Below are 15105 nucleotides of genomic sequence, written 5' to 3' on the forward strand. Positions count from 1 at the left end.
TATATGGTAAGTCAAATTACAAGAGGCATAAAAATTTCGGTTTTAACTAGTTTTGAAGGCACCTACTTCAAAAACTACAAAATCCATTTTGCCTTTTCGTATCATGTAACTATAGAAAACCAAAGTAAAGATTCGGTACAATTAACCACACGTCATTGGGAAATATATGATGCGTTGAACAACTTAGAAGTTGTAGACGGTGAAGGCGTAATTGGCAAAAAACCCGTTATAAAGCCAGGCGAAAGCTACACCTATTCTTCTGGATGTTTACTCTCATCTCCTATTGGCGCTATGAAAGGCTACTTTAACATGGTAAACTTTACCTCAACCAGAAGTTTTAGAGTCATTATCCCAACTTTCAAGCTAAGCGCTCCTTTCGCAATTAACTAAATAGTATATCCATTTAGCTTAGTAACATTTGTTATCGATAATTCAAAATATACTTTGTATTTTTGTATTCGTTTACGAAACATTCGTAAATCAAAATGCAAAATTGTCTAATTTCAAAATACAACACCATGTTAAAAGGATTTTTTAATGTCCCAAAAGCGGTTAACGAACCCGTAAAATCGTATGCACCTGGAACTCCCGAAAGAGCAGCCGTTGCAGCAACTTATACAAAAATGTGGAACGATCAAGTAGAAGTTCCTTTATATATTGGTAGCGAAGAAATCAAAACCGGAAATACTAAAAAAATGTCAGCCCCTCACGATCATCAACATATCGTGGGTATTTATCATCAAGCCGACAAAGCTTTAGTTGAAAAAGCAATTGCTTCTGCTTTAGAAGCTCGTAAAAAATGGGCAGCAATGGCTTGGGAAAACAGAGCTGGTATTTTCTTAAAAGCAGCTGAATTATTAGCAGGTCCATACCGTGCTAAAATCAATGCAGCAACTATGATTGCACAATCAAAAACCATTCACCAAGCAGAAATTGACGCTGCATGTGAGTTAATTGATTTCTTACGATACAACGTAGAATTCATGACGAAAATTTATGCAGATCAACCAGCTTCTACATCAGATATGTGGAACCGTGTTGAATACAGACCATTAGAAGGATTTGTATATGCCGTCACTCCATTCAACTTTACTGCTATTGCTGGAAATTTACCTTCAAGCGCAGCATTAATGGGTAATGTGGTAGTATGGAAACCAGCAGCAACTCAAGTATACTCTGCTTATGTATTAATGCAGGTTTTCAAAGAAGCAGGTTTACCTGATGGCGTTATCAATATGATAATGGGTGATTCTGGAATGGTTTCCGATGTAATTTTATCAAATCCTCATTTAGCAGGAGTTCACTTTACTGGTTCAACTGGCGTTTTCAATGACATTTGGAAAACTATTGGTCAAAATATTGCAAATTATAAAACATATCCAAGAATTGTGGGTGAAACTGGTGGAAAAGATTTCATCATCGCTCATCCATCAGCAAATCCAACACAAGTTGCAGTAGGAATTGCTCGTGGTGCTTTTGAGTTCCAAGGACAAAAATGTAGTGCGGCTTCTCGTGTTTACATTCCACAAAGCCTTTGGCCAGCGGTTCAAGCTAAATTAGAAGCTGATTTGAAATCAATGAAAATGGGTTCGCCAGAAGATATGAGTAATTTTATTACAGCAGTTATTTCAGAAGCTTCATTCGATAAATTAGCCCGTTACATTGATCAAGCTAAAAACGATAGTGATGCCGAAGTAATTATTGGAGGAAATTATGATAAATCAAAAGGATATTTCATCGAACCAACAGTTATCTTAACTACAAATCCAAAATACTCAACTATGGAAACGGAATTATTCGGTCCAGTAGTTACGATTTATGTATATGAAGATGCAAAATGGTCTGAAACATTGAAATTAGTGGACGAAACTTCAGAATACGCTTTAACTGGTGCAGTATTTAGCCAATGTCGTTATGCAGTAGAAGAAGCAACCGTTGCACTACAAAATGCAGCAGGAAACTTCTACATCAACGACAAACCAACAGGTGCTGTGGTAGGAATGCAACCGTTTGGAGGTGCAAGAGGATCTGGAACGAACGATAAAGCGGGTTCATCTCAAAACTTATTGCGTTGGGCTTCTGTTAGAACAATCAAAGAAACATTCGTTACACCAGAAGATTATAAATATCCGTTTTTAGGATAATTCGAAGTACGAAGTGTAAAGTACGAAGTACAAAATAAAAACCCGATTTTTAGTTGAGAATCGGGTTTTGTTTTTTATAGCTAATCACTAATTACTTTTCACTAATCACTACTTCTTATACTTCAAAGGCAAATGAACCACTTTCTTAGTTTCAAAAAACTCATCGGTAAAGAAATCCGATAAATTATATTCTGTTGCTTTTGGAAAAGCCGCCAATTCTTCGGTTAAATCGCCGCCTTTTAAATATAAAATTCCGTTAGCTAATTCGTGATTTTGTTTTTTTGAAATTTTACCATCTACCCAACTCACAAAATCAAGCATATTGGTTACGGCTCGACTTACGATGAAATCAAATTCTTGTTTGACTAATTCGGCACGTTTTTGTTCGGCTTTTACGTTTTTTAAGCCTAATCCAGTAGCCACTTCATTTACTACTTTGATTTTTTTTGCAATAACATCAATCAAGTAAAAATCAACTTCTGGATATAAAATTGCCAATGGAATTCCAGGAAAACCACCACCCGTACCCACATCCATAATCTTTGAACCTGGACGGAATTCGATAATTTTTGCAATTCCTAACGAATGCAAAACGTGACGCGTGTATAATTCGTCGATATCTTTACGTGAAATTACGTTAATTTTTGCATTCCAATCTTCATATAGTGCTTGCAATTTTTGAAACTGAAGTGTTTGATTTTCAGATAAATCAGGGAATTGCTTTAAAATCTCTTCCATTCGTTAAATTTTGCACAAAAATACGCTTTTTGGTGAATAAAAAATGACGAATATCATAAATGAAAAAATTATAATAATTATCTTTGACAAAATTTGAATACAATTATATGAGTACTACAACCCCGATTTTCTCAAAAGAGGACAATCTGAAATTTTTCAGAACTTTAAATAAAAGAGTAAACGATTATTTCAAAGATAATAAAATTGATAAAACTGGAAATTGGAAACTTCACTTAAAAACAATAGTGATGTTTGGTCTTTTCTTAACCCCTTATTTCTTTTTACTTGCAATGGATATGCCTTTTTGGGTCTATTTATTACTGAATGTAGTCATTGGAATTGGAATGGCTGGCGTAGGTATGAATGTTATGCACGATGGTAATCATGGCGCTTATTCAACTAAATCATGGGTAAATAAATTAATGGGCGGAAGTATCTACATCTTAGCTGGAAATGTGTATAACTGGCAAGTTCAACACAATGTTTTACACCACACATACACTAACATTATTGGTCATGATGAAGATTTAGAAGCTGGAAGAATTTTACGTTTTTCAAAAACAGCTAAATGGTACAGTCACCATAGATTCCAACATTATTATTCTGTTTTCTTATACGGATTATTAACTTTCAACTGGGCTATCACAACTGATTTCCTTCAAATGAAACGTTATTTAAAAAGAAACTTGTCTTATGGTGAATTCAAAAAACCAACAATTCTTTGGACTACTTTAGTGATTACAAAATTAATTTACTTTTCAATTTGGTTAGTTTTACCAATAGTTTTAGGAGTTGACTGGTGGTTGGTAGTATTAGGATTCGTCGTAATGCATTACACTGCTGGTTTAATTTTAAGCGTTGTATTTCAATTAGCACACGTTGTAGAAGACACCATCAACCCTATTCCAGATGATAATGGAGAAATTGAAAACACTTGGGCTATTCACCAGTTGTTTACTACTGCTAATTTCGCTCCAAAAAACTGGATTGTAAATTATTATACAGGTGGATTAAATCATCAAATTGAACACCATATTTTCCCTAACATCAGTCATGTTCATTACAACAAAATTGCTGAAATTGTAAAACAAACAGCGGCAGAATGTAACTTACCGTATAACGAGTTCAAAACGACTCGAGCAGCAATCGCCTCTCACTTCAAACATTTGAGAGAATTGGGAAGAAAACCACAATTAGCATAATAAATAGAGAGACGCGAGAAATCGCGTCTTTTGTATTAACTATAATAACTAACTCACAATGAACCCGTTATCGGACAGAATTAACAATTTAGCTGTTTCACAAACTTTAGCAATGGCAGCTTTAGCAAGAGAATTAAAAGCACAAGGAAAAGACATTATTAGCCTTAGTTTAGGAGAACCAGATTTCAATACTCCAGAATTCATTAAAGAAGCTGCAAAAAAAGCTATCGATGAAAACTACAGCACCTACACACCTGTGGAAGGTTACTTAGAATTGAAAGAAGCGATTTGCAAAAAATTTAAAAGAGATAATAATTTAGAATACAAACCCTCACAAATTGTAGTTTCAACCGGAGCAAAACAATCTTTATACAATATTGCACAAGTAATGTTAAACGATGGTGACGAAGTAATTCTTCCTGCTCCCTACTGGGTTTCGTATTTCGAAATTATCAAACTTTCTGGTGGTGTTCCTGTTGAAGTTCCAACTTCTGTTGAAAGCGATTTCAAAATCACACCAGAACAATTAGAAGCAGCCATTACGCCAAAAACAAAAATGATGTGGTTCAGTTCGCCTTGTAATCCAAGTGGTTCGGTATATAATCGTGAAGAGTTAACTGCTTTAGCTAAAGTTTTAGAAAAACATCCACATGTATATGTTGTTTCTGATGAAATCTACGAGCACATTAACTTTTCAGGTACTTTCTGTAGTATCGGTTCTATTCCTGGAATGTTAGAAAGAACGATTACTGTAAATGGTGTTGCAAAAGCATTCGCTATGACAGGTTGGAGAATTGGTTACATCGGAGCGCCAGAATTCATCGCAAAAGCATGTACAAAAATACAAGGTCAAGTAACTTCAGGAGCAAATTCTATTGCACAAAGAGCTACAATAACTGCAGTTGAAGCAGATCCAAGCGTATTGAACGAAATGGTTTCAGCATTCAAAAATCGTAGAGATTTAGTGGTTGGATTAGTTAACCAAATTCCAGGATTCAAATTGAATGTTCCAGAAGGAGCGTTTTATGTTTTCCCAGATGTATCTTACTATTTTGGTAAAACTGTAAAAGGAACAGAAATTAAAAACGCAACTGATTTCTCAATGTTCTTATTAGCAGAAGCAAACGTTGCAACAGTAACAGGAGACGCTTTTGGAAATCCAAATTGTATTCGTTTCTCTTACGCAACAAGCGAAGCTTTATTAACTGAAGCGATGAAAAGAATTAAAGAAGCGGTTTCTTAAATCATATTCAAATACATATTAGCACGAATTAATTTATAAATTAGATGAATTCGTGCTTTTTATGCTTCAAATTCAAAAAAAGCGAACTCGAATTAGAAATCTTGGATTTTTTATATGAACTTTGCACACTTTTTTTCGGCAAATCCCGAATAATTAAAGCTTTACAAATGAAGAAGAAGATTGAAATTTTAGCGCCTGCAAAAAATCTAACACAAGGAATTGCTGCCATAAACAGTGGTGCTGATGCGGTTTATATTGGTGCTCCTTTATATGGCGCAAGATCTAATGCAACCAATTCTGTGGAAGATATTGCTGAATTAGTTAAATACGCACACCTATATAACGCTCAGGTTTTTGTTGTTATCAATACCATTCTATATGATAACGAATTAGAACCTTGTCGCCAATTGATTTGGAAATTGTATGATATTGGTGTAGACGCTTTAATCATTCAAGACATGGCGATTATGGAAATGGAGTTGCCTCCTATCGTATTGCATGCTAGTACGCAAACCAATAATCGAGATGCAGATAAGATTAAATTCTTAGCCGATGCCGGAATCAAACGTGTGGTCTTAGCGCGTGAATTGAACTTGCACCAAATCAAAGAAATCAGTGAAGCTTCTGATGTAGAATTAGAATTTTTCGTTACTGGTGCTTTATGTGTTTCGTTTAGTGGAAATTGTTATATGAGTGTTGCCAATGGTGAACGTTCTGCAAATCGAGGTTCTTGCGCACAAAATTGTCGTTTACCCTATAATTTAATTGACGGAAATGGCGACACTTTAATCAAAAATAGTCACTTGCTTTCGATTAAAGATTTTGATGTTTCTAATCAAATTCCAAATTTAGTAGAAGCAGGAATTGTTTCTTTCAAAATTGAAGGTCGCTTGAAAGACATCGTATATGTAAAAAATAACGTTTCCTATTTACGTCAGAAATTAGATGCTTTCTTAAACGAAAATAGCGATAAATACACCAAAGCTTCTTCTGGAAAATGCACGTATTTATTTGATTCTTCATTAGATAGAACCTTCAATCGTGGCTATACCGATTATTTTGTAAACGAAAGACATCAATCAATCGGTTCTTGGGAAAGTCCAAAATCAAAAGGTCAATACATTGGAAAATTAATTAAAACCGTTGGAAATTCATACGAAATTGAAAATGGCGAATTATTAAATAATGGTGATGGATTGTGTTTCATCAACGAAAACAACGAAGCCGAAGGAATTTACGTCAACCGTGCTGAAAACGGAATCGTTTATCCAAATGTGTTGAAAGAAATCAAAGAAGGTACTTTTATTTACAGAAATAACGATGCCGCTTTCATTAAATTGGTAGAACGTGAAGACAGTGCCGTTCGAAAAATCAGCACAACTTTACTATTAAAAGAAAACGAAACTGGTTTTGAATTAATCGCAACTGATGAAGACGGAAATGTAAGCGTTGTAAATTTGGTTCACCCAAAAGAGCCAACAAAAAACAACGAATCTTTAGCAGAAAACTTCAAAATCAATTTAGCTAAAACAGGATTTACTCCTTATACAGCTGATGAAATTACGATTGAATTTTCTGGAAATTGGTTTTTACCTATTTCAAAAATCAATGAAATGCGAAGAACGGTTTACGAACAATTATCGGAAATTCGTTTGAAAAATTATGTGCGCAAAGAACACCAATTGGTAAAAACATCGCACCCTTATCCAGAAACGAAATTGGATTTCATGTATAATGTGGCTAATAAAACTGCTCGTAAATTTTACGAACGTCATGGTGTAACCGAAATTGAAAAAGCGTTTGAATTGCAATGGGATCCTGGAAAATCGCGAGTAATGACAACTAAATATTGCATCAAATATGAATTAGAACGTTGTCCAAAATACCATCGTGAAAACATGGACAAAAAAGTAAAAGAACCTTTGGTTTTGAAACAAGGCGAATTGGAATACAAACTAAAATTCAATTGCAAACCTTGTGAAATGGAAATTTGGGAAAAAGATGCCGAATTTGAAATTGAAGAAGATCATTTTCATTAACAAACAAACCGATGCTTTATTGAAAAGACATCGGTTTGTTTATTCCTTTAATTTTTTAATCACTCTGACTGGATTTCCAACAGCAAGAGAATTTTTTGGAATATCTTTGGTAACGACAGAACCCGCACCAATTGTACAACCATTTCCAATTGTGACACCTGGGCAAATTACAGTGTTTCCTCCTATCCAACAATCATTTCCTATTGACACTGGTTTCGCAAATTCTACCGTTTGCCGTTCAACAGCATTTGTAGGATGGGTTGCTGTATAAATATGGACACCCGGACCAATAAAAACATTACTACCGATAGTTACTTTTGCTGCATCTAAAACTACACAATTCACATTAAAATAAACCTTTTCTCCTAAATGAATATTGTAGCCATAATCGCAATGAAATGGAGGTTCGATGTATATTCTTTTATGCGCATTTGGTAATAATTCTCTAAGAATAGCACGGGCGTTTCCGTTCATCAAATATTCAACAACATTTAATTTATGCAGCAATTTTTTTACTCTATTTCTATCTAAAGTCAGCTCTTTATCATTGGAAAAATAATTTTCTCCCGACAGCATTTTTTCTTTTTCGGTTTTCATATTTAGAGATTTTTTTATCATTTTTTCTATCACTGATAAATGCAATAAATAATTGTAAAAAACAAGTGTTATTGTTCATCCGTTTAGTGAGATTATAAACTTCATATACTTACATTATCAAATATGAAAAAAACTCTCCCGAAAAAACGAGAAATTAAATTTACAACAAAATTACCCCCTACAAAGTATCATTATATAAATTTTAATTGAGTATCCTAAAAATATAGTTCTTCTTGTAACTATTTAGTGCAAATCAATATCGACCAAATTTTTATAAATTTTAAAAAACAAAGCTTTATTCAAAATTATTAACAACTCTATATTTCTACACATAGAAACCTTTATTTTTAATAGTTCGTATAGCGGCTTTAAGAAATTGTGATTTTACAAACCCCAAAAAATCTTTTAAATATCACAAATAAAAAACACAACACAAACTTAAATTAAGTTCAAAAATGTTCATTTCTTATAACCGCTATTGTGCAATTGTATTTTTTATTTTAAATAATCTATTAATTTTGGTTCTTTATTTTTCTTTTCAAATTCTTTTTCAAACTCGTTTATTTTGCTTTTTCTAAATTTTTCATTTCTAAAATTATATTTAAAAGATGTTACTATTCTATCACTAATGAAAAATGATAAAAAAATAGTTACTGCAATTATTGTTGCATAAGCTAATAATAATTTGAAAATTCCATCTTGATAAAAAATCGTGTAAACATAATATATAGTATAAAAGAAAATAAGACCAGCAATCATGAAATAAAAAACATACAATTTGTATTTAGGTAAATCATCCCATTCTTTTAGCAGATAATAATTTTTTTTTTTTGTCCATATATCTAAATCTTTACGAAATAAAATTTCTTTGATTCTTTGATTTTCAAGAATTTCAATTAATTTACTTAAAATTCTATTCTGTTTTTCAATTTTGTTTTTTTGTGTTAACAATAAGTTAGCATCACTATTTGCATTTTGTAATTTCTTTATTGAAGTTTTAACATTTTTTTTTAAATCTTCTTTGTCGAATTTAAGTTTGTCAATTTCTTTAGAAATTTCAGTTTTGGTAAAATTCTCCAAATTTTTGCCTTTTTCGGTTTTCATATTAAAAGAATTAAATTGCCATCATTTTTTCTATTACTGTTAAATCTCAAAAAATAATTGTAAAAAATTACTGTTATTGTACATCTGTTTAGTAAATTTTACAAACTTTAATTATCAACTATGAGAAAAATTCTCACTAAACGAGAACTTGAACTTTAATTTTCAACAAAATTCACACCCATATAAAACATCATTGTATAAATTTTAAACTGAATGCTATAAATAAAGTTCTTCGTGTAACCATTTAGTGCAAATAAAAATCAATCAAATTTTTACAAATAAAAAACAAAACACATAGGCCTTACTCAAAGTTATTAGTAACTCTATATTTTTTTCATATGATTGTCTATTAAGTGCTGGCCTTTTCGTTTTCTAGTTTTTAATAGAATTCTTCTTTTAACAATATTAATTTAAAACAGTTGTCAGAAAATTTAAAACCGTCTTGATCATAATCGGTGTCAGAAATACGTTTAAAATCAAAATCACCTCTATTTAATTTTGATAATGTATGAATAATCCCGAGTCCCATTCCTGTTCCTTTTTCATACATTTTTTTTGCTTGCTCACTTCTTTCACCATTAACTTTCCCGTTTTTTAAAATTTCATCTGTCAAGTATAGGCTTCGCATTTGAAATTTAATTTCTACAAATTCATTTCGAATTTGAGATGTACTAATTGATATATTTGTTTTAGGCATTATATAACGTAATGCGTTAGTAAAAAGATGTGTTAATACAGTTTGAACAGTATTGTAATTTACATATACTGATAAATCAGTAGCTGAAATATTTACAAAAACACCTTTGCTATTAAAATCCGTTTCAAACTGATAAAATGACATTACAAGAAGTGAGTGAACTCTTTTATAACCAAATTCATTTTTTTTGATAACTATATTGGGTTTCAGATAGTCAATTACATTGTAGTCATTACTAATTTGTGTTGAAATTTTTAATATTGAAAGAACCTCTCTAGCAAACCCTCTAGTATTTCTATTAATTAAGTTTTCAATATATACTACTTTATCTTTAGATTCAGACAAGGTTTCTTCTTTTAAATAACTTAAAATTTTTGAAGTTATTTGAGCATTTAAATTTTTCGTATTATGTATTGATGCTTTGACCATTTCTTCATAATTATCATGTCGCGAATCAATAATTGGATTTGCCATTAAAAACATATCGATAGTATGTTTTGCGTAAAAATTTGCTTCTTTCCGAACTTTAATTCCATCAAAGCAAATAGCAAAAAAGTGCCCAGATTTTTGATCGTTTTTTACAATAAAATATCTGTCTTTCCCGCAACTACAAGCATCTCCAATAGTAATTTTTCTTGAACTAATACAATCATGCTTATCATCAATATTTGAATATTTAAATATTAAATTATTTGTTTTTGAATCGTAACAATAAAATATCATGATACAAAATGTATTAATAGTGTTTTTATTCCACAAGCTACTTTCATGCCTGCCGCTGTAATTTTTAATATCTTTTCCACGTCTATTTCATTTCCATCTATTGCAGTTTTCATTTTTATACTAAATTCTTCTAAAGTAATTTCTATACCAAAATCTGATTTGTATTTAAAATAAATTTCTTTAATTAAAGAATCCCAATCAAAAAGCTTGTATGAAAGTTCTTCTATAGCACTATCAAAAGGATGTGTTTGACCATCTTTATAAACTTTTTTGTCAACCAAATCAATTGCGTTGTCAAATATATCATGAGAACTTACAGAAGAACAAAGAATAATTCTCTTTTCAGGATATTTATCTTTAATATTTCTTACTAGTCCTAACCCTTCTTCTTTAATGTTTAATTTTTTACCAACTCCTTTAATGTCAACACATACAATGTGAGCGTCTTTTAAATCAGTGTTTGTATATTTATCAAGATCTTCAATATATTTTATATGCCAACCCTCGATTTTTAAAGATTCCACCAAACTTGTTTCTTCATCATCAATCATTAAGATTCTAGTTTTATCTTTTAATTCAGGCAATGATTTTTTTAAAAACTTTTTATTTTGTTTTTTTTTAAACGGATTCCACATATTATTTTAATATTATTTTTATTAAATTCTTAATCTCTCCCTTTTTGTGAGGCTTGCAGCTAAAGTTATGCAACTTGCTATGGGCGGATTAAAGAAGTCTGAACTTTCGATTTAACTGATTTACAAGTACAAAACTGATTTTAAATTAAGTTCATAGCCCCATTTTGCCAACGATGGTTTCAGGTTACTTTTTCTTTTTATTTCAATGTACCTAACAAAATTATTTCGTCAACATCAGAACGTATAGGTTGCCAATAAACATCTCCCTGTTTTACTTCCGCTGTAATTTTATAAACTAAATTTGTGGTTTTAGATGTTAAGGGATATATTTTATAAAGCAATAGCCCATAATCTTCAGTCATTATAGTTTCAGATTTGTCAAATTCATAGTCCTTCCCTTAGTAATTAATCAAAACAGAACCATTCAAGAACATTCGGCTTTCACTATCAGTATTTTTAAATGTTGCATTTATGATTAAATATAAATTTCCATTTTCAGGTTTTAAGTCTGAAAATTCATTTCTTGTACTTATACGGTCCAGTAATTCCGCTTTATTAACAGTTATGTCAAAATAATATGCTTTTAAAACTTCTCCAATTTTTACTCCTATTGGTGCTTCAGTGGTTTGTTCAGTTGAACTCGTTGAATTGTTTTCTTCTTTTCCTTTTTTGTCTTTACCAGCATTAGATATTATTCCGATTACTACTAGAACTCCAAATCCAATTAGATTTTTTTTCCCAAGGCTCATTTTGTTTTTTGGCGCTTGATTTTTTTCATTTTTAACCCTTAATTATTTATAAAAGTACTGTGTGGCATTATTGTCGATTAAATTAATTTTGGTTTTAATGCTATTTAGTCAGCAATAAATTATTTTTATGGTTTTCAATATTTTAAAGAATTTTTTTCTTATTTAACTTTTAGTCGCTTAAAAATTATGCTTAACTAAATATTTCGCCTAATAATATGTCTGAAAATTTATTTCTAATTTCTTTAAGACAACTATTTTACTTTTGAATCATTACTATTAATAGTTTTATTATCGTTAGCAAAAAATGTTAGAAACGTTAAAAAATAAAATTAAGATTTTTGTTTTCTTTATAAATATTAGACAACTATCTTTTTGGGTATATGTTCAGCTTCTTTTCCTTGTTGAAGTAATCATTTCAATTAAGAACAGCCACCCTTGAATAATATTATTAGTTATTTCTAAACGTTAACTTATGTAAAATCACTGTCAACTTATAAATTTATCTGTTTTAACGCTGAAAAATCACGTAAAAACTTATAGCTAACTTTTTCTATTATTTCAATTTTATCTATAACTTTATTCACATATTCAATACCAATCGTTACATCACCATGAGCAATTTGATTTCGTATTATATTATGTTCTTTAACCCAATTTTCATTTCCTCTAATTAAAGGCCATTCCGAACATTGTCCCCAAACTTGTCTAAAGCAATCCCATATTCTATTTATTACATTCGCTCGAGTTTGTTCGTTATCATTGAAATATGTGTTAGAAATAATTAGTATTGAATTCCAAAATGAAAGAAATTTGTCAAATAAATTATCAGAATTCATTCCTTTTCTATACCAACTATAAGCACACAACATCTTATTGTTTTGTACATGAAGATTTAATTCTATTGCTAGTTGAAACGCCCGTTGTATTTCTTCAAAATTTACAATTGTTTTGATATTATAAATTGAGTTTCGGTTTTCAAATAAGCTAATTTCTAATTTACAATTTGTCATTACAGCCAAAACATCCAGAATATTTCCTATATATACCGCTGCAACTTTTTGGGCGCTATTAATATTTTCGGCAGAAACAACTGAATAAATTATATTTGATTCATAAGAAGTTTGAATGTTAATTTCATTATTAAAAACTCTTCCTACATTTAATTCAATTGTTCCTTGAAAATTTAAATTGTTTTCAAATCTTATTGGACCAACTATGTAAAATTGTACTTCAAAAATTTTCATAAAGTATTTTTATTTTAAAGTTAAATCCATATGATGTATAATGAAATTTTGTCAGTTATATCATTCATAATTATTTTTTTTTATTTTATTCAAAATGTATATCATCCAAATTCATGATAAAATAACTATATTTTTAAATCATTTTTCCGTTTTTACTTTATTTGAAAATTGTTGCAATGATATCCTAAATCCAATAAAAATTGCAATAAAAATCATATAAATAATATGATAATCTATTGGAGCATCAATAGGATTTTCATCCAATGGTTCTCCAAAATCACCAGGAGAAAATTCTTGGGAATAAGCAAATAAATTAAAAAAACAAAAAAACAAAATATATTCTATTCTATTATTTTTCATAGTGTAAGTAGTTTAAAAAAAGTTAATTACGTTTATTCACTTAAAAAAAACTAAGAATAACTTTTTATGAATAAATAGTTTACAAAATTTATAATAAAAATAACCCTATGAAATACATATAAATATGTAATTTTGCTTATTTAATATTGCAAACTATTAAATAATTTAACATAAAAAATAGTACAAAAATAACTCTATTAATGAATTACAAATAAATCAAAAAATATTCCCCCTTAATTTATTTATCAAATTAAATAATATAATAAAAATATTATAAGTTTAAAATTAATTCTTAACCCATTTTTTTATTTCGGTATTACCTTCAAAAAATATTTTGACAAAATAAAAGCCACATGATAAATCACTTACATTGAGCTTAATTTCATTTGCTGTTTTAATGATTTGTCCATTTGAATTAATTATTTCAATATAATCAATACTTTTTTTTCCATTTTCAATAACGATAAAGTCATGTGCTGGATTGGGATATAATTTTGAGGTGTGGTTAGAAAAAGAAATAGTATTTAAAAATGTAGTATTATTTATTAAACCTAACTGCCTTTGATTGTTATTTGCAGTATCTATTCCATACCAAATTATATCATTATCACCGTCATTATCTATATCAAAACAATAAACATTCCTAATAAATTTGTTTGCTTCTAAAATAGATTTATTGTTTAGATGACCACTTCCATTATTTGATCTCCATGCCAATTTATGAGTCTCATCAGCATAAACGATATCAAAATAATTATCATTATTCAATTTTGAAAATTGTACTGGGTCATATTGAGTTTCTCCGCTAAAATAGCTTTGATTTTCAAATAAAGTGAACACTCCATTGTTAGAATTTAAGTATGTATCACAAGTTAAAGAATTGTTTGCTTTCACAAAAACATCTACATAATTATCATTATTAAGGTCTGCAGATTGTATAAAACTGTGCAAATCAGTAACTATTAAAATTGGTGAATTTAATCCTAAAGCAGTGCTATTATAATATACTTCTGTACCATTAGACGAAAGAATAGCTAAATCGGTATAATTATCATTATTAAAATTGCCAACTGTCATATTGTAATATTCTTCACCAGATGAAATAATATTTCTTTGACCAAAATTTCCAAAGCCGTCATTTAAGTATAAGGTAATCATTAAATCACAACACGCTACAATATCCATATCTGAGTCTGCATCAAAATCGACAAAAAAAGACTTAACACAGGCTATTGGAATATTACTATCAATGATTGTTTCGGTATTAAATGGAAATTTGATAACAGCTATTTTCGAATTATTCCCATTATTATCAGTTATTAAGAGGTCTTCAATTTTATTACTATCTACATCTGCTTTGTCAAAAAAACGTGGACGAACAACCGAAGATGGAATTACTTGAGGGGAATTAAAATTACCTTGTCCGGTATTTTTATACCAGTTTATTTGTCCAGAATACTGACCCGCTATTATATCTTTTAAATTATCTCCATCTCTGTCAAGCCCAATGATTTCTAAAATATTCGAATTAATATTTGAATCGATTATTTGACTTTCTGAAAATTGTGAAAAACCACTAATTTTAAAAAGTAATAAGATTATTAATGTAATTTTTCTCATAGTAAATTTA

Annotated in this window: 14 protein-coding genes; 5 read left to right on the top strand and 9 right to left on the bottom strand. The window is 29.9% G+C overall.

Annotated features, from left to right (window positions below):
- The first annotated feature begins 3 nt into the window (after window positions 1-3).
- Window positions 4-390, top strand: a complete 387-nt coding sequence (apaG, locus tag RSE15_RS06265; protein WP_231843065.1) for a Co2+/Mg2+ efflux facilitator ApaG/CorD — start codon at window positions 4-6, stop codon at window positions 388-390.
- Window positions 391-518: 128 nt separating this feature from the next.
- Window positions 519-2144, top strand: a complete 1626-nt coding sequence (gene pruA, locus RSE15_RS06270) for an L-glutamate gamma-semialdehyde dehydrogenase (protein ID WP_324070424.1) — start codon at window positions 519-521, stop codon at window positions 2142-2144.
- 108 nt (window positions 2145-2252) lie between these two features.
- Here the strand turns inward: pruA and rsmG are convergent, their stop codons facing one another.
- Window positions 2253-2882, bottom strand: coding sequence for a 16S rRNA (guanine(527)-N(7))-methyltransferase RsmG (gene rsmG / locus RSE15_RS06275; RefSeq protein ID WP_324070237.1), 630 nt, complete (start codon window positions 2880-2882; stop codon window positions 2253-2255).
- Window positions 2883-2989: 107 nt separating this feature from the next.
- On the opposite strand from rsmG, the gene RSE15_RS06280 reads away from it, so the two are divergent.
- The 3 genes from RSE15_RS06280 to RSE15_RS06290 all read left to right on the top strand — a co-directional run bounded on the left by RSE15_RS06280 (window position 2990) and on the right by RSE15_RS06290 (window position 7366).
- A complete protein-coding gene (locus RSE15_RS06280) occupies window positions 2990-4084 on the top strand; it encodes a fatty acid desaturase family protein (protein WP_324070239.1) in 1095 nt (364 codons plus the stop codon).
- A gap of 58 nt (window positions 4085-4142) precedes the next feature.
- Window positions 4143-5327, top strand: a complete 1185-nt coding sequence (locus tag RSE15_RS06285) for a pyridoxal phosphate-dependent aminotransferase (protein ID WP_324070241.1) — start codon at window positions 4143-4145, stop codon at window positions 5325-5327.
- Between the two features lie 167 nt (window positions 5328-5494).
- The gene (locus RSE15_RS06290; protein WP_324070243.1) at window positions 5495-7366 is read left to right on the top strand and encodes a peptidase U32 family protein; all 1872 of its coding nucleotides are present in this window, start codon (window positions 5495-5497) and stop codon (window positions 7364-7366) included.
- Between the two features lie 39 nt (window positions 7367-7405).
- Here the strand turns inward: RSE15_RS06290 and RSE15_RS06295 are convergent, their stop codons facing one another.
- The 8 genes from RSE15_RS06295 to RSE15_RS06330 all read right to left on the bottom strand — a co-directional run bounded on the left by RSE15_RS06295 (window position 7406) and on the right by RSE15_RS06330 (window position 15095).
- Window positions 7406-7963: a sugar O-acetyltransferase gene (locus RSE15_RS06295; RefSeq protein ID WP_324070245.1), complete on the bottom strand. Its 558-nt coding sequence runs from the start codon at window positions 7961-7963 to the stop codon at window positions 7406-7408.
- Between the two features lie 495 nt (window positions 7964-8458).
- A complete protein-coding gene (locus RSE15_RS06300; RefSeq protein WP_324070247.1) occupies window positions 8459-9067 on the bottom strand; it encodes a hypothetical protein in 609 nt (202 codons plus the stop codon).
- Between the two features lie 379 nt (window positions 9068-9446).
- Complete coding sequence (locus RSE15_RS06305; RefSeq protein ID WP_324070248.1) at window positions 9447-10487, bottom strand: histidine kinase; 1041 nt, start codon at window positions 10485-10487, stop codon at window positions 9447-9449.
- A complete protein-coding gene (locus RSE15_RS06310) occupies window positions 10484-11122 on the bottom strand; it encodes a response regulator (RefSeq protein WP_324070250.1) in 639 nt (212 codons plus the stop codon). The genes RSE15_RS06305 and RSE15_RS06310 overlap by 4 nt, the downstream gene beginning before the upstream one ends.
- A 398-nt stretch (window positions 11123-11520) precedes the next feature.
- Window positions 11521-11871 (bottom strand): DUF4352 domain-containing protein, encoded by a 351-nt coding sequence (locus tag RSE15_RS06315; RefSeq protein WP_324070253.1) that lies wholly within the window; start codon window positions 11869-11871, stop codon window positions 11521-11523.
- Window positions 11872-12362: 491 nt separating this feature from the next.
- Complete coding sequence (gene mauJ / locus RSE15_RS06320; protein WP_324070255.1) at window positions 12363-13115, bottom strand: methylamine utilization protein MauJ; 753 nt, start codon at window positions 13113-13115, stop codon at window positions 12363-12365.
- Between the two features lie 138 nt (window positions 13116-13253).
- Window positions 13254-13475, bottom strand: coding sequence for an Fjoh_0651 family PID-CTERM protein (locus RSE15_RS06325; RefSeq protein ID WP_324070257.1), 222 nt, complete (start codon window positions 13473-13475; stop codon window positions 13254-13256).
- Between the two features lie 285 nt (window positions 13476-13760).
- Window positions 13761-15095: an FG-GAP-like repeat-containing protein gene (locus RSE15_RS06330; RefSeq protein ID WP_324070260.1), complete on the bottom strand. Its 1335-nt coding sequence runs from the start codon at window positions 15093-15095 to the stop codon at window positions 13761-13763.
- Window positions 15096-15105 lie beyond the last annotated feature (10 nt).

Source organism: Flavobacterium sp., assembly GCF_035195345.1.
Taxonomy (GTDB): domain Bacteria; phylum Bacteroidota; class Bacteroidia; order Flavobacteriales; family Flavobacteriaceae; genus Flavobacterium.

Bases quoted from the DNA above. Each gene is read 5' to 3' on its own strand.
- RSE15_RS06325 (WP_324070257.1), bottom strand. From the start codon at position 13,475: ATGAAAAATAATAGAATAGAATATATTTTGTTTTTTTGTTTTTTTAAT.
- mauJ (WP_324070255.1), bottom strand. From the start codon at position 13,115: ATGAAAATTTTTGAAGTACAATTTTACATAGTTGGTCCAATAAGATTT.
- rsmG (WP_324070237.1), bottom strand. From the start codon at position 2,882: ATGGAAGAGATTTTAAAGCAATTCCCTGATTTATCTGAAAATCAAACA.
- RSE15_RS06285 (WP_324070241.1), top strand. From the start codon at position 4,143: ATGAACCCGTTATCGGACAGAATTAACAATTTAGCTGTTTCACAAACT.
- RSE15_RS06315 (WP_324070253.1), bottom strand. From the start codon at position 11,871: ATGAGCCTTGGGAAAAAAAATCTAATTGGATTTGGAGTTCTAGTAGTA.
- RSE15_RS06305 (WP_324070248.1), bottom strand. From the start codon at position 10,487: ATGATATTTTATTGTTACGATTCAAAAACAAATAATTTAATATTTAAA.
- RSE15_RS06280 (WP_324070239.1), top strand. From the start codon at position 2,990: ATGAGTACTACAACCCCGATTTTCTCAAAAGAGGACAATCTGAAATTT.
- RSE15_RS06300 (WP_324070247.1), bottom strand. From the start codon at position 9,067: ATGAAAACCGAAAAAGGCAAAAATTTGGAGAATTTTACCAAAACTGAA.
- apaG (WP_231843065.1), top strand. From the start codon at position 4: ATGGTAAGTCAAATTACAAGAGGCATAAAAATTTCGGTTTTAACTAGT.
- pruA (WP_324070424.1), top strand. From the start codon at position 519: ATGTTAAAAGGATTTTTTAATGTCCCAAAAGCGGTTAACGAACCCGTA.
- RSE15_RS06290 (WP_324070243.1), top strand. From the start codon at position 5,495: ATGAAGAAGAAGATTGAAATTTTAGCGCCTGCAAAAAATCTAACACAA.
- RSE15_RS06310 (WP_324070250.1), bottom strand. From the start codon at position 11,122: ATGTGGAATCCGTTTAAAAAAAAACAAAATAAAAAGTTTTTAAAAAAA.
- RSE15_RS06295 (WP_324070245.1), bottom strand. From the start codon at position 7,963: ATGAAAACCGAAAAAGAAAAAATGCTGTCGGGAGAAAATTATTTTTCC.
- RSE15_RS06330 (WP_324070260.1), bottom strand. From the start codon at position 15,095: ATGAGAAAAATTACATTAATAATCTTATTACTTTTTAAAATTAGTGGT.